General features: G+C 56.1%; 17 protein-coding genes and 1 tRNA gene. 12 read left to right on the plus strand and 6 right to left on the minus strand.

The features are described from left to right. Nucleotides 1–151: 151 nt before the first annotated feature. Genes WCX19_RS10150 through lonB form a run of 3 tightly spaced genes read right to left on the minus strand, consistent with a single transcriptional unit; the run spans nt 152 to nt 4,747 of the window. The gene (locus WCX19_RS10150) at nt 152–1,441 is read right to left on the minus strand and encodes a TldD/PmbA family protein (protein ID WP_373007740.1); all 1,290 of its coding nucleotides are present in this window, start codon (nt 1,439–1,441) and stop codon (nt 152–154) included. Beyond that, complete coding sequence (locus tag WCX19_RS10155; RefSeq protein ID WP_373007742.1) at nt 1,428–2,768, minus strand: TldD/PmbA family protein; 1,341 nt, start codon at nt 2,766–2,768, stop codon at nt 1,428–1,430. Before WCX19_RS10155 ends, WCX19_RS10150 begins: the two co-directional genes overlap by 14 nt. Beyond that, nucleotides 2,765–4,747, minus strand: coding sequence for an ATP-dependent protease LonB (gene lonB / locus WCX19_RS10160; RefSeq protein ID WP_373007744.1), 1,983 nt, complete (start codon nt 4,745–4,747; stop codon nt 2,765–2,767). Before lonB ends, WCX19_RS10155 begins: the two co-directional genes overlap by 4 nt. A gap of 187 nt (nt 4,748–4,934) precedes the next feature. On the opposite strand from lonB, the gene WCX19_RS10165 reads away from it, so the two are divergent. The 6 genes from WCX19_RS10165 to WCX19_RS10190 all read left to right on the plus strand — a co-directional run bounded on the left by WCX19_RS10165 (nt 4,935) and on the right by WCX19_RS10190 (nt 9,359). Next, a complete protein-coding gene (locus tag WCX19_RS10165; protein WP_373007746.1) occupies nt 4,935–5,780 on the plus strand; it encodes a ribose-phosphate diphosphokinase in 846 nt (281 codons plus the stop codon). 45 nt (nt 5,781–5,825) lie between these two features. Further along, nucleotides 5,826–6,281 carry an NOB1 family endonuclease gene (locus WCX19_RS10170; protein WP_373007748.1) on the plus strand — a complete coding sequence of 152 codons (456 nt, stop codon included), beginning with the start codon at nt 5,826–5,828 and terminating at the stop codon, nt 6,279–6,281. Nucleotides 6,282–6,303: 22 nt separating this feature from the next. Then, nucleotides 6,304–6,909, plus strand: a complete 606-nt coding sequence (locus tag WCX19_RS10175; RefSeq protein ID WP_373007750.1) for an orotate phosphoribosyltransferase-like protein — start codon at nt 6,304–6,306, stop codon at nt 6,907–6,909. A gap of 85 nt (nt 6,910–6,994) precedes the next feature. Continuing rightward, on the plus strand, nt 6,995–8,593 hold the full coding sequence (gene thsA / locus WCX19_RS10180) for a thermosome subunit alpha (RefSeq protein WP_373007752.1): 1,599 nt from the start codon (nt 6,995–6,997) through the stop codon (nt 8,591–8,593). A 151-nt stretch (nt 8,594–8,744) separates the two neighbouring features. Next, nucleotides 8,745–8,829 (plus strand) — tRNA-Ser (locus WCX19_RS10185). Between the two features lie 326 nt (nt 8,830–9,155). Beyond that, nucleotides 9,156–9,359, plus strand: coding sequence for a hypothetical protein (locus WCX19_RS10190; protein ID WP_373007754.1), 204 nt, complete (start codon nt 9,156–9,158; stop codon nt 9,357–9,359). 152 nt (nt 9,360–9,511) lie between these two features. Here WCX19_RS10190 and WCX19_RS10195 read toward each other — a convergent pair whose 3' ends face one another. The 3 genes from WCX19_RS10195 to WCX19_RS10205 all read right to left on the minus strand — a co-directional run bounded on the left by WCX19_RS10195 (nt 9,512) and on the right by WCX19_RS10205 (nt 12,393). Continuing rightward, nucleotides 9,512–9,730: a hypothetical protein gene (locus tag WCX19_RS10195; protein ID WP_373007756.1), complete on the minus strand. Its 219-nt coding sequence runs from the start codon at nt 9,728–9,730 to the stop codon at nt 9,512–9,514. 2 nt (nt 9,731–9,732) lie between these two features. Next, a complete protein-coding gene (locus WCX19_RS10200; protein WP_373007758.1) occupies nt 9,733–10,173 on the minus strand; it encodes a plastocyanin/azurin family copper-binding protein in 441 nt (146 codons plus the stop codon). Between the two features lie 99 nt (nt 10,174–10,272). Then, entirely contained in the window at nt 10,273–12,393 is a 2,121-nt protein-coding gene (locus tag WCX19_RS10205) for a DEAD/DEAH box helicase (protein ID WP_373007760.1), read from the minus strand. Between the two features lie 307 nt (nt 12,394–12,700). Here WCX19_RS10205 and WCX19_RS10210 point away from each other — a divergent pair, with 307 nt between their 5' ends. The 6 genes from WCX19_RS10210 to WCX19_RS10235 all read left to right on the plus strand — a co-directional run bounded on the left by WCX19_RS10210 (nt 12,701) and on the right by WCX19_RS10235 (nt 19,624). Beyond that, entirely contained in the window at nt 12,701–12,829 is a 129-nt protein-coding gene (locus WCX19_RS10210; RefSeq protein WP_373007762.1) for a symporter small accessory protein, read from the plus strand. Then, nucleotides 12,819–14,393 carry a sodium:solute symporter gene (locus tag WCX19_RS10215; protein ID WP_373007764.1) on the plus strand — a complete coding sequence of 525 codons (1,575 nt, stop codon included), beginning with the start codon at nt 12,819–12,821 and terminating at the stop codon, nt 14,391–14,393. Before WCX19_RS10210 ends, WCX19_RS10215 begins: the two co-directional genes overlap by 11 nt. 65 nt (nt 14,394–14,458) lie before the next feature. Next, nucleotides 14,459–14,791 carry a 4a-hydroxytetrahydrobiopterin dehydratase gene (locus WCX19_RS10220; RefSeq protein WP_373007766.1) on the plus strand — a complete coding sequence of 111 codons (333 nt, stop codon included), beginning with the start codon at nt 14,459–14,461 and terminating at the stop codon, nt 14,789–14,791. A gap of 212 nt (nt 14,792–15,003) precedes the next feature. Next, complete coding sequence (locus WCX19_RS10225; protein ID WP_373007768.1) at nt 15,004–16,920, plus strand: sensor histidine kinase; 1,917 nt, start codon at nt 15,004–15,006, stop codon at nt 16,918–16,920. Beyond that, nucleotides 16,917–17,309, plus strand: coding sequence for a response regulator (locus WCX19_RS10230; protein WP_373007770.1), 393 nt, complete (start codon nt 16,917–16,919; stop codon nt 17,307–17,309). The genes WCX19_RS10225 and WCX19_RS10230 overlap by 4 nt, the downstream gene beginning before the upstream one ends. Next, on the plus strand, nt 17,306–19,624 hold the full coding sequence (locus WCX19_RS10235) for a PAS domain S-box protein (RefSeq protein ID WP_373007772.1): 2,319 nt from the start codon (nt 17,306–17,308) through the stop codon (nt 19,622–19,624). The genes WCX19_RS10230 and WCX19_RS10235 overlap by 4 nt, the downstream gene beginning before the upstream one ends. Nucleotide 19,625 lies beyond the last annotated feature (1 nt).

The raw sequence follows: 19,625 nt of genomic DNA on the forward strand, positions 1-19,625 counted from the left end.
CTATCCCGCCGAACGCTGAGGAGCTCTGCACGAGCAATTCAATTTTCTGGGAAAAAGGATCGGTTTGTTTTCGCACGTTCAAGGTAGACGCATCATACGAATATGAATGGTGCCACTCTTTGTGGCATTATCGATATCTGCCCGCTCATAGTCACTGACCAATGACCCGCACATCATTCATTTTTACCGGGGGGAGGATATACGATCCAACGGCCCGGCTCTCTTTTCCGAGAGCAACAATCTGTCGTTGGAGATCGAAGAAGTTACCGGAGAGCATTGCTCCCCGGATTGGCTCCGCAAGTTCACCGTTCTCTACGCGGAACGGGTTTGACATTTCGACCGAGAAATCCCCGCTCATAGGATTTGCGGTGTGTGCCCCCACCACGCTGTTGACGTAGATCGCCGGTTCATCGAAAATATCGTCACGCTTCCCGTCCACGACAAAATTATGATGGCCGATCGCAGGAAGCCCGGCAAACCCTCCCCTGACGGCACTCCCGGTGGATTCCCTGCCGGCCCGGTAGGCGGTCTTGAGATCGTAGGCAAATGCCGTGAGAACCCCGTCCCTGACAAAGTCCAGCCTTTTCGTGGGAGTACCCTCGGCATCAAACCACGTGCTCCCGCCTTCTCCCTTACGGTGGGGATCGTCATACAGGGAGAGCAGCGGGGCGGTGACCGTTTCACCGATCCGGCCGGCCAGTTTCGAGCGGCCCTGGAGTACGTTCCTGCCCGAGAGCGCCGGGACAAAGATGCTCGAAAGCAGGTCTGCATATGCCATAGGGGAGAGGATAACATCGTATTCCCCTGTCGGGATATCCTTCCCGCCAGCCGACCGGGAGGCAAGGAATGCTGCCTGTTCACCGACATTTCCCGGGTTCACCAACCCCCGTGAAAAGGCATGATCGAATTCGTACCCGGTGGACTGGCCGCTGATCGCTTCGAGCGAGATGGAGACATCAGACTCCCGGGACACGTACCGGATGCCGTGACTGTTCGCAAAGGTGATCTCCCCCACCGCGATCCCTGCTCCACCCGATGTTACCGATGCCTCCGGGTGCGCTGCCGCTCCGTCCAGCATCTTCAAAAGCAGGTCGTGGGCCATTGCCGGTTCGACCAGAAGGGACGGATCGTACGCGAGATCCTCTGCCGGGAGCGTGACCGGGTCCGGCAGCCCCTGCCATTCCTGCGACGTGGCAAGCCGGCCGCCTGCTATGGCCGCATCGAGACAGGCCTGCCACTGCCCGGGGTCGTTCGTACTCGACGCACCGATCTTCCCCTTGTCGATGGTGCGGATGCACAGCCCGGTCTCGATCGATGATGAGCAGAGGCTGACTTTGCGCTGTTTTAAGTCAGCGGAGACTGAAGTCCCGGAAAAAGAGTAGACCTCAAGTTCGTCGACCTTTTTTTCACCCTGCTTTAAGAGTTCCTCAATCCACGCCACTGCCACCCACCACCGCATCACGCAGGAGCACCAGCGGGGCGCCGTCGCTCACCGGCACGCTCTGCCCGCCTTTCCCGCAGTATCCCGAGTGCATTACCCTTTCTTTCCCGCACAGGACGATCCCGTGGAGCGTTTTTAAGATCTCACCCGAGAGCGAGACATCTCTTACCATACGAGTCTTCTCCCCGTTCTCTATCAGGTACCCGTACTCCGCGTTGAACTGGAAGACGCCCCGACCCGGATCGACCTGCCCGCCCCGGGAACCGGCAAGGAAGATCCCGTTTTTGCATTCCGAAAAGATCTCTTCATCGGTCGCGTCGCCGGCCTCGATGAACGTGTTGCTCATCCGTACTAACGGAGGTTCCCCGGGCATCGCCCGGGCATGGCCGGCAACGCCGTTTCCGATCGCCGCAAGCGTCTGCCGGTTATGGAGGAACGAGTTGACCCTCCCAGCCCGGATGATCTCGGTTCTTGCCACCGCGATCCCTTCGGCATCGACCGGCTCAAACCCGAACTCATGAAGGGACGGGTCGTCAACGATTGTGAGCGAGGCATGCCCGATCTTTTCGCCGGTCCTCCCTTTGAGGACCGAGTTTCCCTCTTCGATAAGGTCGCCTTCGCTCGCATGGCCCACGGCTTCGTGCGCGAAAACCCCGGCAAGTTCCGGGTCAAGGATGGCATGCATCTTCCCGCCTTTTGCGAGACCTGCATCCAGCAGGGAGACTGCCATCTCCGCCGCTTTCCTGCCCATATCCTCCCGGTGCCGGAGGTTGAAGCCGCGTATAGTGTGGTCCGGCTCATAGCCCATCTGGACAATTCCGTTCCGTGACGCGACCGCCATCACAGAAAACCCCGACCGGCAGCATTCATAAGAGTATTCGCTGCCGGAGCTGTCCATGAACCGGACGTTCTCGATCCGTTCAAGGTAATTTGCCCGCCGGCTGGTCACCAGCGGCAGGTCCGCTGCCTTCTCTATCGCAAGGAGCAACTCCGCTTTCTCTTCGATACTTACGTTACGGCAGTCCTCTTTTACCGGGGGAACTGCCAGTATCGTGCGGGGTGCATCCCCAATGTTGACCGTATCGTCAGCCACCAGCGCAAGCTTTTCGGCGGATGCAAGAAGTTCCTCGAATTTTTTACCGGATACGGGCGTGTAATTATCGATCTGGAGAATCCCCCACCCTCGGGGGCCAAGGACCCGGATCACGGCCTTGTTATAAAAAGTGGTGCCTGCAGACTCAATCACACCCATATCGACATCAACATGGGTAGACTGCCCACTTACCTGCCGCAGGTCGTAATACCGGATGCCAGGCGTCTCGGTCATGCCGGTGTCTTGTTGATGGTCGGAGTCTCCACAAACACCGATGTAGACCGTACCGCCATCTGTTTGAGCTTCGAAAGGAACCCGTCCATATTCTCGGGAACAAGCGCGTGTTTGAGTACCTCATCGATGGTATCTACAGGGATAATCGTCACGAGAGGCTTGTATTTCTCTTCAATCATCACATCGTTGATGTTGGTTCGGGGGATGAGCACGGTCTTGATCCCGGCCTTTGCCGCCGCTTCGATCTTGAACGTCACGCCACCTACAGGGAGCACGTCGCCCCGGACAGAGAGCGAGCCGGTCATGGCAACGTCCTGCCGCACCGGGATGCCCTCGATTGCGCTGATCACGGCCGTTGCCACGCTGATCGAAGCTGAGTCACCTTCAACACCGCCATAGGTGCCGATAAACTGGATATGAATATCGATATTTTTCACATCTTTACCGGTGAATTTCTTGAGGATCGCACTCACGTTCTTGATCGATTCCTGCGCGATCTCCTTTAGCATACCGGTGGCGATCACCGAACCGCTCGCACCCTGTGCCGGCGTTACTTCAGCCATGATCGGGAGCACCGATCCTGAGTCAGTTCCCATGACCGCCAGCCCGTTGACGCGCCCGATCCGGGTCCCCTCGATCACCGTGAGCTCGTATTCCCGGCTCCTGCGGATGTACTCGTCCGATACCTGATCCTCGATCGTCCGGGCCGTTGTCTTCGCCAGGATAACATGAGCTGCAGTGGTAAGAGTCGCCCCTTCCTGCCGGGCGATATCGCCGGCGATACGGATGAGCCCCCCCATGTCACGGAGTTTTAAGGTCAGGTGCCCCTTGCGGTTCGAGCGCCGGCGGGCCTCGCGGAAGATCTCCTCAATGGCACTCTTGTCGAGATGCGGGATCTTCCCGTCGTTTTTAACTTCCTGCGCAATGAACCGGACATACTTTTCACGGTTCTCTGGCGTATCATCCATGCTCTCGGCCATGTAGACCTCGTACCCATAGCCACGGATACGGGAACGCAGCGCCGGGTGCATGCCTTGTATCGCATCGAGATTGCCTGCCGCAACCATTACGAACCTGCACGGGACAGGTTCTGTTCTCACCATCGCACCGCTCGATCGTTCACTCTGGCCGGTGATGGGGAATTCCCCTTCCTGAAGCGCGGTAAGCAGGTTCTGTTGTGAGTGGGGGTCAAGAGTATTGATCTCGTCGATGAAGAGCACCCCGCCGTTCGCACGGTGAATGGCTCCACCCTCGACACGGTCATGCGCCGGGGTCTCTAATCCCCCGCTCTGGAACGGGTCGTGCCGGACATCTCCGAGAAGTGCCCCGGCGTGCGAACCTGTTGCATCGATAAAGGGGGCCGCTTTCTTGGTGTCGTTGGAAACGAGAAGCTTCGGCACCATCACCTCCTCGCGGGGTGTCGTGTACCGGAGTGCCATGAATACGAACGCTGCTGCAAGAATCCCAAAGAGAATCTGCATGGTGATGAGCGCGTACCCGATAATGCCTATGATGAGGACCAGGAGAAGGGTGTTCCTGAACTGGACCTTTTTCTTGGCCTCGGCCTTGTGGGCGGCGACGATCTGCTTGCCCCTGCCTGCAGCGACAGTCCGGATGATCGGGTTGTTGGAATCATCGGAGTTCGGGTAGACGAGAATATCAAGGAGCTCCTCTTTTGGCAGGAGCTCGGCCATCGCCTTTGCAAGCATCGACTTGCCGGTCCCCGGGCTCCCGATCATCATGACATGCCGGCGCTGGATCGCGGCTTTCCGGATCACTTCGACCGCACGCTCCTGGCCGATCACCTGGTCGATCAGCTTTGCCGGAACCTCGATCTGGGAGGATGCTCCTTCGACATTTGCCTCCTGACCGGTAGTATCAGGTTGGGACGCTGCTGCCCCGGGATTTGCGGGCTCTGGCTGTGGGACCGGGGAGACTACCTCATCGTGCACCGGTACTGCTGGTTCCGAGTTTTCCATTAGAAATTTTACCTCTTTTCACCCTTCGGTTTCCATATAATTTGACGCATGATAGTTTAAGTACTTTGTAGCAATTACAAAAACTCTGTCACCTCACGCGCTATGCAAAAATAATACAACCAGCAGGATGTAATAGTAAGGCAGGGAAAGGTACGCCCACATAAGCCCACGGGACAGGTTTGTTATCATGAAAGTGATCAGCACGGAAAAATCCCAGGTTCTTGCCTCACGCATTGCCGGTGCCCTCAATACTGACATTGTCGATGTAAAATTTTCACGTTTCCCGGACGGGGAACTCTATCTTTCGGCAGGAGCGCTCGATGATGAGACCGTTATTATCGGAAGCGTCACTGATAACGATGCGCTCGTCCAGCTGCTTCTCTTGATCGACGCCTGCGACACATCGAAAAACCACCTCGTCCTCCCCTACATGGGATACGCCCGGCAGGACAAGCGGTTCCATGACGGGGAGCCGATCAGCGCCCGTGCCATTGCCCGGCTTTTTAAGGAGGGGATTGAGGACTGCATCACGGTCAACATCCACGAGCCTGACGTGCTGAAATATTTTGGCGTGCCGACCAGAAACATCTCGCTCGCAAAAGACGTGGGGGCATACATCAAATCCATGGATCTCGAAGATCCGCTGATCCTCGCTCCCGATGACGGGGCTCTGGCCTTTGCAGAAGATGTAGCCTCCGTGGGCGGATGGGACTGCGACCACCTGGAGAAGACCCGGATATCAGGAGTCGAGGTGAAGATGGCGCCAAAGAAACTCTGTGCCGCATCGCGCTCTGTGGTTATCGTTGATGACATCATCTCGACCGGCAGCACGATCGCAACGGCAGCAGGTATGCTGTACAAACAGGGGGCAACGGAGGTCTGCGCCGCCTGCGTCCACGGTGTCCTGATCGGCGGGGCGTACGTCCATTTAAAAGCCAGCGGGATCCGGGAAATTTTCTGCAGCGACACCATCGAGCGGGGATGCAGCCGGATCTCCGCCGCCTCCTGCATTGCATCGGCCATCAAGAACTAACGGGCAGGAACCGGCGGCCCTGCCATCAGCGTTTGCGAGTATGAGATGAAATGCGTCCTTGATTCCACGGTCTTTTTTACGGATTACCCGGTCGACGGCGAGTGTTACACGACCCCATCCGTGGTTGAAGAACTCGTGGATCTCAAGAGCAAATGCCGGTTCGACCTGCTCGAAGCCGCCGGGCTCCAGGTCCGCACTCCTGCCACAGAGGGACTCGCACGGGTAAAGGAAGCCGCCAGAAAATCCGGGGATCTCCCGGTGATCTCCGGCACCGACTGCGATGTGCTCGCCCTTGCCGGTGAACTCGGGGCCACCATCTTCACGGACGATTTTGCGATCCAGAACGTGGCAGCGGGGATGGGGATTGCCGTGCAGCCGCTCCGGCAGCGGGCCGCAAAAAAGATTGCATGGAAATACCGGTGCAGCGGCTGCGGCCGGTATTTTAAAAACGACGGGGAATGCCCGGTCTGCGGCTCAAATATTAAACGAAAACTTAAATAGATTACCACAAATCTTTTCTTTCATGTCTTCCCTTGACGATCTGATCGCCCGGGCAAAAGTGCTGTTATCCGAGGGACACAGCCCCGGCCAGATTGCAGACGAGCTCTCGCTCTCCATGGAAACGGTGACCTGGCTCTTAACCCAGGCAAAGGGCGGGTCCGCTGCACCAAAAGACGTCCATATCGACTGGACGGCAGTAAGCAGCCAGGCCCCGCTTCTCGATGGAATTGCCCAGATGCTCCTCAACCGGTACTATACGGCAGAGAAAGACCCGGCATCTCCTGCTGCCGGTGTCATCGTGGGTATCGCTCTCTCGGGCATCCCGCTTGCAACGGTTATCTCCGTTCAGGAGGCAACAAAGCTTGCCATTTACCATCCGTCAAAGCAGAACACAAGCGAACACCCCATCGGGTCGATCAGCGGGAACTTTGCCGCTGTGGCCGATGAGCGCTGCATCATCGTCGATGATGTGATCACATCGGGCAATACGATGCGGGAGGTCGTCAAGTACTTGAAGAAACACGGGGCGGTCCCGGTCGCGATCTGGGTGATCTTCGATAAGCGCGGCATCAAGGATATTGATGGCGTGCCGGTCTATTCACTCTTCAAAATATCCCGTATTGATTAACCATTCATTTTTTCCCGGGACCCCGCAAGGGAATGGTATATATAGAAGTTCAATTCCACCTTTTACAACACTTAGAGGATTATCTATGTTATCAGGTCAACCAATTATCATCCTAAAAGACAATGTGGAGCGTAACACGGGCAAGGAGGCCCAGCGCTCGAATATTATGGCCGCAAAGGCAATTGCCGGTGCGGTCCGGACAACACTCGGTCCCCGGGGCATGGACAAGATGCTCGTGGATTCGACCGGCGACATTGTCATCACCAATGACGGGGCGACGATTTTACAGGAGCTCTCGGTCCAGCACCCCGGCGCAAAGATGGTCATCGAAGTGGCAAAGACCCAGGATGACGAGGTCGGCGACGGAACCACGACTGCCGTCGTCATCGCCGGTTCGCTGATGGAACAGGCAGAGCACCTGCTCGAACAGGGCATCCACCCGACCGTTATCGCACACGGATACCGGCTGGGCATGCAGAAGGCTCTTGAGATCACAGAGTCCCTCTCCTTCAAGGTCGACCCGAAGGACCGGAAGACGCTCGTGAAGATCGCCGACACCGCGATCACCGGCAAATCGATCGAATCGGTCAAGGGAAAACTCGACGGCATCATTGTTGATGCGGTCATGACCATCGCAGAGAAGGTCGACGGAAAATACCTTGCCGACGAAGACGATGTGATGATCAAGAAGCAGAAGGGCAAGTCCATGGACGACGCCGAGCTCGTCCGCGGGATTGTCCTTGACAAGAAGCGCCTCAGCGAGGACATGCCAAAGAAGGTCACCAAAGCCAAAGTTGCACTCATTTCGACCCCGATGGAGATCACAAAGACCCAGATGAAGGCGAAGATCAAGATCACAACGGCCGACCAGATTGCAGCCTTCTCCGAGCAGGAGCGGGCGACCTTAAGGAAACTCGCCGATTCCATAACAAACGCCGGCGCGAATGTCGTGTTCTGCCAGAAGGGCATCGCGGACCCGGTCCAGTTCTTCCTTGCAAAGAACGGTATTTATGCCGTTGAAGATGTCCCGGAAAAGGATCTCAAGTACGCTGCCCGGGCGCTGAATGCAAACATTGTCAACAAGCCTGAAGACCTGACCGCAAAGGATCTCGGCCATGCCGAGGCTGTCGAAGAGGACAACGATCTGGATATTACAAGGATCTCCGGCTGCAAGAACCCCAAGACGATCACCATCCTCCTCCGGGGCACGAGCGACTACCTCCTTGACGAACTCGAACGTGCCGTCGTTGACGGAACCCGCGTTGTCATGGACGCAATCGAGGACGGCACCTATGTTGTCGGCGGCGGCGCTGTCGAGACCGAGCTTTTAATGAAGATCCGGGACTATGCCGAGACCGTCGGTGGCCGGGTTCAGCTCGCTATCGAAGGCTACGCAACGGCCTTTGAGACCATCCCCCGCACCCTTGCCGAGAACTCGGGGTACAACCCGATCGACAAGCTGGTCGCACTCAAGAACGCCCATGCAAAGGGCAAGAAGACCGCCGGCCTCAATGTCTACACGGGCGAAGTTATCGATATGAAGGCCGAGGGCGTCCTCGAACCGCTCCGGTCAAAGCGCCAGTCCATCCAGAGCGCTTCCGAGACTGCCATCATGCTGATCCGTGTTGACGACATGATGATCACGCAGTCCAAGAGAGCCCCGGGCATGCCACCGATGGCATAAGCCCGGACAAGAATACCCTACCTTTTTTGTGATTTGTAATACGGATCTGCACCCGGCACGTCATGTCCAGATTAACATACCGGATTCGTGCGGGGCGATGAAAATCAGATAACTATTAGTGGAATCGCAAAGAAATTGATCTGAACCGGGTGCCGAGGTAGTCTAGTCCGGGAAGGCGGTAGCCTCGAAAGCTACTGGCGCTCTGCGCCTCGGGAGTTCAAATCTCCCCCTCGGCGTGAGAACAGTTGGTTCATAATCCGACGTAAAAATTAATGATTTCATTTTCGGCGTGGGAGAGAAGCAGAGTCTTTACCAAATTATAAAATGGTTTTTTTCCTAAAGCGTAAACAACCACAGCCCCTTTTTGTGGGACATCTGTCGGGAGATTTCTAAAAATCGGATTTTTTGGCCTTTAATAGTAATTAAAACTTATATTTTTCTGCATTTCCCAGTTCCAGCATACAAAAAAATTTAAATATAATATATTCTGATTATAGCTTACCTGTAGATATCCCGTACCGTTGCCACACCGCATTCCCAACTAACCCTTAAGGTGAAGTCTATGTTCCGGATCAAAAAGAACAAACCGAAGATCTCAGCCGAGGTCAAATCCTTCCGTACCGTGCGGCGCCTCAACATCAACCGTACCTATACACCCTTAAAAATCGGGGTGGTGATCGGGTATATCCTGCTCGGGCTGATATCAGCATCCTCTTCCATGTTCGGCATAGTCGTCGGTGCGTTGCTTCGGGTGGCCGGCTACTGATTGGCCCGATACTCTTTTTTGGCAGGCTGTCTTTAAACAAAGGAAATTCGCTCATAATTCGGGCGTCAATCGTTTCACCCGTTATCCTGCCAGTTTTTTCGGAATGGCGCAGCTACCCACGCACCACTCCGTCGCAGGAAGCGCCAAAAAAATTAAAAGAACATCAGGACGCCAAGCATCCCGTGAACCACCGCACACGCAATGGAGAACACAGCAAACCGGGGGTGCCAGACAAAGGGGATCGTGTGGATGCCACGCCGGTTCATGATGGCAATGAGAGCCGTAAAGAGAAAAACCGCGAGTGTCAGGAGCCCCAGGTACATGATGAGCGGTTTGCCAAAAATCAGGTAAAAAGAGATTTCCTGCAGCATCGTCAGGTCACAACCACGGAGCCCTGCATTTGAGGGTGTATACCGCAGGAATACTTGTAGACACCGGCTTCGTCAAATTTCACGGAGAACGACTGGCTGGCGGATAGCGCACCGGACGGATTGATCTTTGAATCCGTGGAAAACACGACCGAGTGCACAACCTTATCCCTGTTGACCCACCTCACGATCTCGCCTGCCTTCACTGTGATCTGCGCCGGATTATATGCCATGTTCTGGATGAGGACGGTATTGTCCGAGACCGAGGCGGTTGTTGTGACCGCATTAGCGGTGGCTGCGGCAGCTACCGGTGCCGAAGTCGTCGAGGTATGTGTCGGCATCTTTGTTGTTACGGTTGCAGCAGGCTGACCCTGCTGTGCAGTCTGGGTACATCCTGCCGCGAGCAGGAGAAAAACAACTGCAATACAGAGAAGAATGCGTTTCATGAGAGTACACTCCACATTGTCACTGATATGTACAGCCCTGCATTTTAAAAGCTGACGGGAACGGGAATGAGACCTGTGCACTTGCCCGTACCGGAGCACTCACTCCCCGGCTTCTCTCTTTCCCGAGTCCGGCCCTGCATCCGGCATGAGGATGACCGGCACCTGCGCAAGAGTCCGGGTAAACGCCCCGATATGGTAATAATCCGCAAGCACCATCTCTTGAAAATCCCGGGCCGGGAGTGCCGCGGCAAACTTCCACGACTCCGGGGACGGCAGCGGGAGAAGCGCAGCTATCTTTTCTGAGGAAAGAGCCGGGATCTCCCGGATCGCGCCTGCCACCTTCGCACCGGCACCGGTCTTTCCGGCCCCCGTAACCCGGACCCGGTAATCGTCGTACCTGACCCGGACCCGGCCGGGCAGGCCTTTTATGAGATACGCCAGCACCCGATTGAACCGGCTGCCGTAAAACGAGTACACGACCACTTCTTTCCCGTACATGCCCCGCTCCTCCCGGACAAAGATGCCCTGCCCAGAGATCCCGGCTGGAAGGGTACTGAGCGCTGCAGAAAGGGCCTCCGTCTCTTTTTCCCCCAGCGGAAGATCGGTCCCGCCCCGGGCAACGATCCTCTGTACCGCACCGCAGATCACCAGTGAGAGCGCGGCCTCCTCTCCGGCTGTCCAGAAGACCCGGGACGTGCCATTCCCGTTCCCGCCCGGCACCACGACGACTAGATTGTGGCTCTCGTCGCATTTGACCACCGACCAGGTTGCCCCCCCGAGCGCAAATTCCCCCGGGTCCGGACGGTTAGCAAACCGGGCGTCAAGAGTGCCAACCACTTCGCCATCCGGCGTCACTGCCCGGTACTCGTTTCCCCCGCTGATTACCGAGTAGAGTGCCTTGTAATTCGACCGGCCGAACACCCGCTCTGCTTCCGTTCCCGGCATCAGCATCTCGCCGTCAGCGGTAAGATAGCCGGTCGCGACCAAGTGATCGAGGATGCGATCCACGTCACTCGCGGAGAGGTGCGCAAATGCGGAGAACGCAAGGAGGTCGCGAACGATCGTGCCCCGACCGACCCGGGATACCGAGTGGACATAGAGGAAGATCTGCTGGACGAGCACGTTATACGGTTTGACCAGCGGCAGGAGGGGCTCGACCTTCTTTTCCCGGGCGCATTCGATCAGGGCACAGCTCGTGAGGAGTTCCCCGGGGTCAGAAAGGAGCCACGCGACAGACGCGGCCTGTTCCCGCCGGCCGCTCCGGCCCATCCGCTGTAAGAACGATGAGACCGAGTCCGGCGGGCCGACCTGCACCACGATATCCAGGTCCCCGATATCGATCCCGAGTTCGAGCGTGCTCGTGCAGATGATACAGGCCCCTTCCCCGCTGTGGAACGCCTCCTCGGCCGCCTTTTTCGTGGCGGGCGGGACTGACGAGTGGTGGATGTGGAGGTTCTTTATCCGGCCGGACGCCTCCTGCACGATCGTTTCTGCCGCGCTCCGGCTGTTGACAAAGACAAGCGCTTTTTTCCCGGCAACAAATCTGGTGAGCGCATCAATCCTCCGGGCCGGGTCCGGCTCGATCACAAACCGGAATTTTTTTGCTGTTGCCGGGGCAGGGACGGCAACGAGCCGGCGGGGGTGGCGGCCGGACGAGAGCCACGTAAGGATCTCGTCCGGGTTCCCGACCGTGGCCGAGAGCCCGATCCGCTGCACCGGGCCTCTTGCGATCCGGTCGAGACGGTCGAGAAGGATCTTGACATGGACACCCCGCTCCGACTCCACGAATGCGTGGAGTTCATCCACGATGACATACTTAAGATTCGCAAGATCGGCGCCATGCCCCTTTTCATGCAGGAGGACTTCGAGCGACTCGGGAGTGATCAGCAAAAACTGCGGGGCCTCGCCAGCCTTCCACCCGCGGTCGCCTTTCGGGACATCGCCATGCCACTTTGCAACGGAAAGACCGGTCGGCCGGCAGAACGCGGCAATGCGTTCCTCCTGATCGTTGATGAGCGCCTTTAACGGCGAGAGGTAGAGGCAGGCGACTCCTTTTGTCCCGGACTTCAGGATATCGTCGAGCACCGGGATCAGGGCAGCCTCGGATTTTCCCCCGGCTGTCGGGGCGATGACGAGCACGTCGTTTCCCCCGCGTACTGCCGTGTACGCCTGTTCCTGCACCTCGCGCAGCTCGCTCCAGCCCAGCCGTTCAGCAAGCACAGCCCTAAGCGACTCGTGCAGTGTGGGAAATACCGATGGCCTGTTCGTAGTACTTCCATTGTCCGGGGGTATTATGGTCTTTTGGGGGAGTCCGGGGCCGGTTCCGGCACAGGGCCCGAAGTATCAAAATTGTTATATACCATTGTATTCATAAAACCGGTTGGTAACACTATGCAGGTGCAACGGGTCTGTTTTGGTTCTTCTGGCGCAGCCCGGTTTTTCTTTTTCTTCGGTTTTAGTTAGGGGATCCGCATAAGGTTCCCCGTTTGTACTGGTCGTGGCGTAGAGGTTACCCGGGGTTTATTCTATGCTCGTGCTTGGAATTTCTGATCCGCAGATATTGACTGGCTATGGACTTGCCATCGGCTTTACGCTGGCGTGTATCGTGTACGGCTTACTGAACTGGAATAAAGGGAGCGACAACGATGGCAGTTGACACGTTCACGATGGCAGCTCTTGTCATCGTCTACCTTGCAGCTACCCTCGTGATCGGGTATATCGGTTACAAACAAACAAAGACCTCCGATGATTACCTTGTCGCCGGCCGGTGCAGCCACCCGGCGATCATCGCACTCTCGTACGGCGCGACATTTATCTCCACTTCAGCCATCATCGGTTTCGGGGGCCAGGCGGCAAACCTCGGGATGGGCCTGATCTGGCTGACGGTCTTGAACATCGGTGTTGGTATCCTGATCGCATTCGTTGTCTTCGGGAAAAAGACCCGGGAGATCGGGCAGCGCCTTTCGGCCGTCACGTTCCCGGACCTGATGTGCAAGCTGTACCGCTCCCCGCTCCTCCAGTACATCAGCGGGATCATCATCGTCATCTCCATGCCACTCTACACGGCGGCGATCCTGATCGGCGGGGCCCGGTTCATCGAGCCGACGCTCGGGATCAGCTACACCAGTTCGCTTCTGATCTTTGCCGTCATCACCGCGGTCTACGTGATCTTCGGCGGGCTCATCGCGGTCATGTACACCGATGCATTCCAGGGAACGATCATGTTCATCGGGATGACGATCCTTTTAGTCCTGACGTACATCGTTGTCGGGGGAGTGACGGCAGGAAACACCGCGCTCACGAACATGGCGGGCCTTGTCCCGAAGGCACTCGCAGACCAGGGGATGACCGGCTGGACATCGATGCCGGCGCTTGGTTCTCCCATCTGGTTTACGCTGGTGACAACGATCGTGCTCGGTGTCGGGATCGGGGTGCTCGCCCAGCCGCAGCTGGTGGTCCGGTTCATGACCGCAAAGGACAACCGGTCGCTCAACCGGGCGGTGCTGATTGGCGGGATCTTCATCCTGATGATGACCGGCGTCGCGTTCACCGTGGGGGCGCTCACAAACGTCTATTTCTACCAGCACACGGGCCAGATCGCCATCGTTGCGGCCGGCGGGAACGTTGACTCGATCATGCCGATCTTCATCAACGATGCCATGCCGGATGTCTTTATCGCCATCTTTATGCTCACGCTGCTTGCCGCCGCGATGTCGACGCTCTCCTCGCTCTATCACGCGATGGGAACAGCGCTTGCCTGCGATCTCTGGGGCCGGGGCAAGGAGTGCGCCCTCTCGCTCAAAAACAACCAGTACGGGATCCTCCTTATGATGGTGGTCTCGACGCTCCTCGCGTTCGCGCTCCCCATCTCGATCATCGCCCGGGCGACCGCGATGTTCATGGGCCTCTGCGCCGCCGCGTTCCTTCCCGCGTTTGCGATCGGGGTGTACGTGAAACAGCCGTCCACAAAGGCCGCGATCGCGAGCATGGTCTCCGGTGCGGTTGTCTGGTTTTTGTGGACGGCATTTGTCCACACGGCCGAGGCAAAGCCGCTCGGGCTCTGCCAGGCAATATTCGGCAAGCCGTCGCTCCTCTCCCTCCCGTGGTCGGTGATCGATCCGCTGGTCATCGCACTGCCGGTCTCGCTTGTGGTGATGCTGGTTCTCCAGAAACACTATGGGGGTACGAATGCCCCGGAAGCACCGGCTCCGGCCGGGTAAAAAACAAATCCTGAACTTTTTTTATTGGAAAAACCTTTTTTGGTTATACGGTGGACTAGATAACCATGGAACTCGCGCAGAAGAAATGTTCAACCTATAAGCCCGGCTCGCCGCCGATTACCCGGAAGGATACGGTCGAAATTTTAAAAGAGGTGCCCGGATGGTCGCTTGAGAACGGCCACTTGAAGCGCACGTTCACGTTCGAGGACAGCGAGAAGTCCATCGAATTCTTAAACGATGTGCTGACGATGTCGGTTGAAGAGGGGCACATCCCGGATCTCGCCATGCGGGAGGGCAGGTTCGTGGACGTGGGGTATTACACGTACCCGGCCGGCGGGCTGACGTTGAACGATTTTATCATGGCCGCTAAGATCAACGAGCGCCGGTATAACGAATAAGGCCGAACACTTTTTTTTATTCGGACACAAGCCCGTACTGACGGGCCATTTCCGGTATCTTTTATCAGGACAGATCTTCTGCGAGAGCCATTATCAGACCTGCCATACCTGAACGGTTTGATACCGGAGGCTGATAAAAGGGCCGGCGCCCCTGTATATCACGAGGATATATAGAAAACATTATTATAAGCCCATACGCATTCCCCTTACTGATGAAACTCCAGTCAAAAGTTCTGCTCCTCTACCTGTGCATTGCCGTACTCGTACTGGGCCTCATTGGCGGAGTACTTCCCTCGACCCTGCACAAGCAGAACCTCGATACCATTTCCGGAGATTCCATCAACCAGCTCAGGCACATGGATTTTGCCCTCTCCAATTTCATCCGGGAAGCGAAATACGACGTCCTTGCCCTGTCGCTCAATGACGATGTCCAGACGCAAAATGATACCCATTTTACGAATTTCCTGAATGCCTCAGGAGATACGTTCCACTATTCCGTCGGCGATCAGGAACAGGGGATCATCGATATCCTGAAAGATTACCAGACCTCCCACCCGTATGTCAGTTCAGTGTATATGGGTCGGGAGAACGGGGCGTTCGTCAGGTCGTATCCCCGGACGCGTCCTACCGCGTATGACCCCCGCGAACGGCCCTGGTATATTCTTGCAAAGGAACACCCGGGCCAGGTGACCGTGACCGACCCCTACAAGGCGGTCACCACGGACGATGTGAACATCGGGATCGTCACCCCGCTCCTTGACCGGAACGGGACAATGATCGGGGTCGTGGGCGCCGACATCACGCTGGTCAACCTGACCAGTTACATTACCACGGTCGGCAGCGTGGACGGCGGGGAAATGATCCTTGTAGACCGGCAGGGCACGATCCTGGCCACCCGCGATTCTTCCCGGCTGTTTGGCAATGTCAACGATCTCCTCGGGGACAAGACCCCGGTGTTCCTCTCTTCAAAGGAGGGGGTGCTCATTGTCAACGGGAGTTACCTGATGTATTATACCTCGCCGGAACTGGGCTGGAAGATCGGTACTTTTATTCCGTTTTCCACCATCGAGCAGAAGATCAACGAATCCATCCTGCGGATCCTCCTGTTCGTCCTGCTCGCCCTGGTCCTGCTCAGCGTGATCACCCTTGTCGGCCTCAACTACACGGTTATCCGGCCGCTGACCCGCCTGACTGAGGTGAGCAGGAAAATTGCCGAGACCGGTGACCTGGACCAGACAATAGAGACCGGTGGGGCCGGCGAGATCGGGAGTCTTGCCCGGTCTTTCAAAGCGATGGTTGTAAAGATCCGCAACGAAGAAGAGGAACGAAAACAGGCACTTGCCGAGCTGGAGGCGTACCGCGACCACCTTGAAGAGATTGTTGCCGAGCGCACCCGGGAACTGGCCGCGGCAAAAGATGCTGCCGAATCGGCCGACCGCCTCAAATCGGCATTCCTCGCCACCATGTCGCACGAATTGCGCACCCCGCTCAACTCCATCATCGGGTTCTCAGGGATTCTTCTCCAGGAACTGGCAGGCCCCTTAAACGAGGAGCAGAAAAAACAGCTGGGCATGGTGTCCGACAGTTCAGAACACCTGCTTGCACTGATCAACGATGTACTGGACATCTCGAAGATCGAAGCCGGACAACTTACCCTTGCAAACGAGCCTGTTGACCTGCGGGTCGTGCTCGAAAAAGTTGCCCGTACGGTGAGGCCACTTTCGGAGAAGAAGAATCTCGCGATCGAACTTGCAATTGCCCCGGATGCGGGAGTGATCCGGGGTGACTCCCGGCGCGTCGAACAGATCTTCCTGAACCTTATGAGTAACGCCATCAAGTTCACCGAGCAGGGGCATGTCAGGATCGAATGCAGAAACGAGGGAGAGAACGTTATGGTTCGCGTCAAGGATACCGGCATCGGGATTCAGAAAGCGGATCTGGACAAGCTTTTCAAACCATTCAGCCAGGTGGAGACCGGCCTGACCCGGCAGTACGAAGGCACGGGCCTTGGGCTCTCCATCTGCTGGAAGCTGGTGAACCTGATGGGTGGTACCATTGGCGTGGAAAGTGAGCCGGGCAAGGGCAGCATCTTTAGTGTTTCCCTGCCCCGTGAAAGGAGGAAATCGTGACACCAAAAATTCTTTACATCGAGGACAACGACCTGAACTTCTACCTGGTCAACTTTATTTTGAGCGCGAAAGGTTACGAAGTCGTCAGAGCGCGTGACGGCAGGGAAGGTATCGATCTCGCCAGGACGGCCCCCCCGCACCTCATCCTGCTCGATATCCAGCTGCCTGTTATGGACGGGTACGCGACTGCCAGCGAACTGCGCACGCATCCGGGACTTGCCTCCATCCCCATCGTTGCCCTTACGTCCTATGCAATGGCCGGTGACCGGGAGAAGGCGATCGCAGCAGGATGCACCGGCTATATCGAAAAACCCATCAATCCGAAAACCTTCACAGAACAGGTCGAACCCTACCTCGTCCCAGTCACACCCGGAGAAACCAGCAGATGACCAGAATTCTTATCGCTGACGACAACCCGCAGAACCTGTACCTGCTGGAGTCGATCCTCAAAGGGTACAAATTCGACGTGATTACCACCAGGAATGGCGCTGAGGCGCTGGATATAGCGATAAAAAATCCGCCGGACCTGATTATTGCCGATATCCTGATGCCGGTCATGGACGGTTTCGAGCTCTGCCGGAAATGGAAGGCTGATGAGCGGTTGCAGTATATCCCGTTCGTGTTCTATACAGCCACTTATATTGACGCTAAGGATGAGAAGTTTGCACAAAGTCTCGGGGCCGAGCGGTTCATTATCAAGCCGCAAAAGCCTGAAATCCTCGGCCAGATCGTTCGCCAGGTCCTGGAAGAATCCCGGCAGAAAACATCAACGACCCCACAAAAACCCCTTGGAGATGAGATGGAGGTTCTGCGGCAGTACAATGAGGTATTGTTCCGGAAACTGGAAAAGAAAGTGATGCAGCTGGAAACTGAAATTTCCGAGCGCAGGCGGGCCGAGGTGGGTCTGCGGGCGAGTGAGAACTTCCTCGATAATATCGTTGAACGCATCCCGGACATGATCTTCGTGAAAGATGCCAGGGATCTTCGGTTTGTGCGGATCAATAAGGCGGGTGAAGACCTGCTTGAATATTCACGAATAGATCTGCTGGGAAAAACGGACTATGATCTTTTCCCAAAACCCGAGGCAGATCTTTTCACGGGAAAGGACCGGGAAGCCCTTGGTGCGGGACAGTTTACGGATATTCCTCAGGAGACGATAAAGACCCGATATCGGGGAGAACGAATACTCCATACTAAAAAAATTCCAATCCTCGATGAATCCGGGAATCCCCGGTATCTGCTGGGGATTTCCGAAGACATCACCGACCGCAAAAATGCAGAGAACGCACTTAAGGAGAGCACGAAACGATTGCAGGAAGCTCAGGAGATGGCACACCTGGGCTTCTGGTTATGGGATGTAAAAACAGGTTATGTCGAATGGTCTGACGAAGTATTCAGGATTTTTGGCCTCGATCCCAAAGAGTTCATTCCGCATATCGAGTCGATCCTTGCATTATCACCATGGCCTGATGAGCAGCAGCGCGACAGGGAACTGATCCGGAGAGCGACAGAGTCCCGCGAGCCTGGTATGTATGAACAACGGTTCTTTCGCCCGGATAAGAGCATCGGATATTACCATTCAACCTTCGAGGGCCGGTATGATGAGCGGGGCAATCTCGTCTCCATCGTAGGGACGGTGCTTGACATTACGGCGCGCAAGAGAGCCGAGGAAAAACTGCTCCAGTCCGAAGCCCGGTACCGGAAACTATACGAGAGCATGATGGACGCGTTCATCCAAGTCAATATGGCGGGACAGATCCAGGAGTTCAATCAATCATTCAGGGAGATGGTTGGGTATTCCGATGAGGAACTGGTCAGGTTGACGTACCGGGACCTGACACCGGAAAAATGGCATGCCTTTGAAGACTACATTATTGAATCGCAAATTATCCCTCGTGAGTATTCTGATGTCTACGAGAAAGAGTACCGGAAAAAGGACGGAACTGTCTTTCCGGTAGAGTTACGACGGTCCCTGATCCGGGATGAGGCTGGACTGCCTGCGGGAATGTGGGCCATTGTACGGGATATTACTGAACGCAAGAAGGCCGAGGAGAAGATCCGGCTGGCGAACTGCAAACTCGCCCTTATGAACGATGTAACCTACCAGGATATCCAGAACAAAGTCACCGGACTCCGGGGATATGTCGAGCTGAGCAAAAAACCAGAGAGCGAACACGACCGTTTAATCTTCATCGAACGGGAGATGGGGATCCTGGCCTCGATCCATGACCTGATTCAACATACGAAGGACTACCAGCAGGTAGGGGAGGACAAGTCCCGCTGGATCCACCTGGAACAAACAATCCGGGCGCAGTTGTCGCTCATAAGTGAGAAACATAATGTCTCGCTGGAGATTGATTTGCGTGGACTTGAGATCTATGCCGATCCTATGATTGACCGGGTATTTTACAACCTTATGGTTAATGCCATACAACATGGTAAGACACTCACCCGTATTTCCTTTAAATGCCAGGAAACCCGGGATGGAATGGTTTTAGTCGGTGAGGATGACGGTATCGGCATTTCCCAAAATCAAAAACTCCATATTTTTGATCGGATTGTGGGGGGCGGAGGTAAATTCGGGTTGTTCTTTGTCCGGGAATTTCTCACCACCTCCGGCATGACAATTTCGGAGACGGGTACGCCGGGTAAAGGCGCCCGGTTTGAGATTGCAATACCAAAGGGGCTGTACCGGTTTGCCTGAT

This window comes from Methanoregula sp. (assembly GCF_041663825.1).
Lineage (GTDB): Archaea > Halobacteriota > Methanomicrobia > Methanomicrobiales > Methanospirillaceae > Methanoregula.

Coding starts and splice junctions, on each gene's coding strand:
- WCX19_RS10155 (WP_373007742.1), bottom strand. CDS start 2,768: ATGACCGAGACGCCTGGCATCCGGTATTACGACCTGCGGCAGGTAAGT.
- lonB (WP_373007744.1), bottom strand. CDS start 4,747: ATGGAAAACTCGGAACCAGCAGTACCGGTGCACGATGAGGTAGTCTCC.
- WCX19_RS10165 (WP_373007746.1), top strand. CDS start 4,935: ATGAAAGTGATCAGCACGGAAAAATCCCAGGTTCTTGCCTCACGCATT.
- WCX19_RS10170 (WP_373007748.1), top strand. CDS start 5,826: ATGAAATGCGTCCTTGATTCCACGGTCTTTTTTACGGATTACCCGGTC.
- WCX19_RS10175 (WP_373007750.1), top strand. CDS start 6,304: ATGTCTTCCCTTGACGATCTGATCGCCCGGGCAAAAGTGCTGTTATCC.
- thsA (WP_373007752.1), top strand. CDS start 6,995: ATGTTATCAGGTCAACCAATTATCATCCTAAAAGACAATGTGGAGCGT.
- WCX19_RS10190 (WP_373007754.1), top strand. CDS start 9,156: ATGTTCCGGATCAAAAAGAACAAACCGAAGATCTCAGCCGAGGTCAAA.
- WCX19_RS10195 (WP_373007756.1), bottom strand. CDS start 9,730: ATGCTGCAGGAAATCTCTTTTTACCTGATTTTTGGCAAACCGCTCATC.
- WCX19_RS10200 (WP_373007758.1), bottom strand. CDS start 10,173: ATGAAACGCATTCTTCTCTGTATTGCAGTTGTTTTTCTCCTGCTCGCG.
- WCX19_RS10210 (WP_373007762.1), top strand. CDS start 12,701: ATGCTCGTGCTTGGAATTTCTGATCCGCAGATATTGACTGGCTATGGA.
- WCX19_RS10215 (WP_373007764.1), top strand. CDS start 12,819: ATGGCAGTTGACACGTTCACGATGGCAGCTCTTGTCATCGTCTACCTT.
- WCX19_RS10220 (WP_373007766.1), top strand. CDS start 14,459: ATGGAACTCGCGCAGAAGAAATGTTCAACCTATAAGCCCGGCTCGCCG.
- WCX19_RS10225 (WP_373007768.1), top strand. CDS start 15,004: ATGAAACTCCAGTCAAAAGTTCTGCTCCTCTACCTGTGCATTGCCGTA.
- WCX19_RS10235 (WP_373007772.1), top strand. CDS start 17,306: ATGACCAGAATTCTTATCGCTGACGACAACCCGCAGAACCTGTACCTG.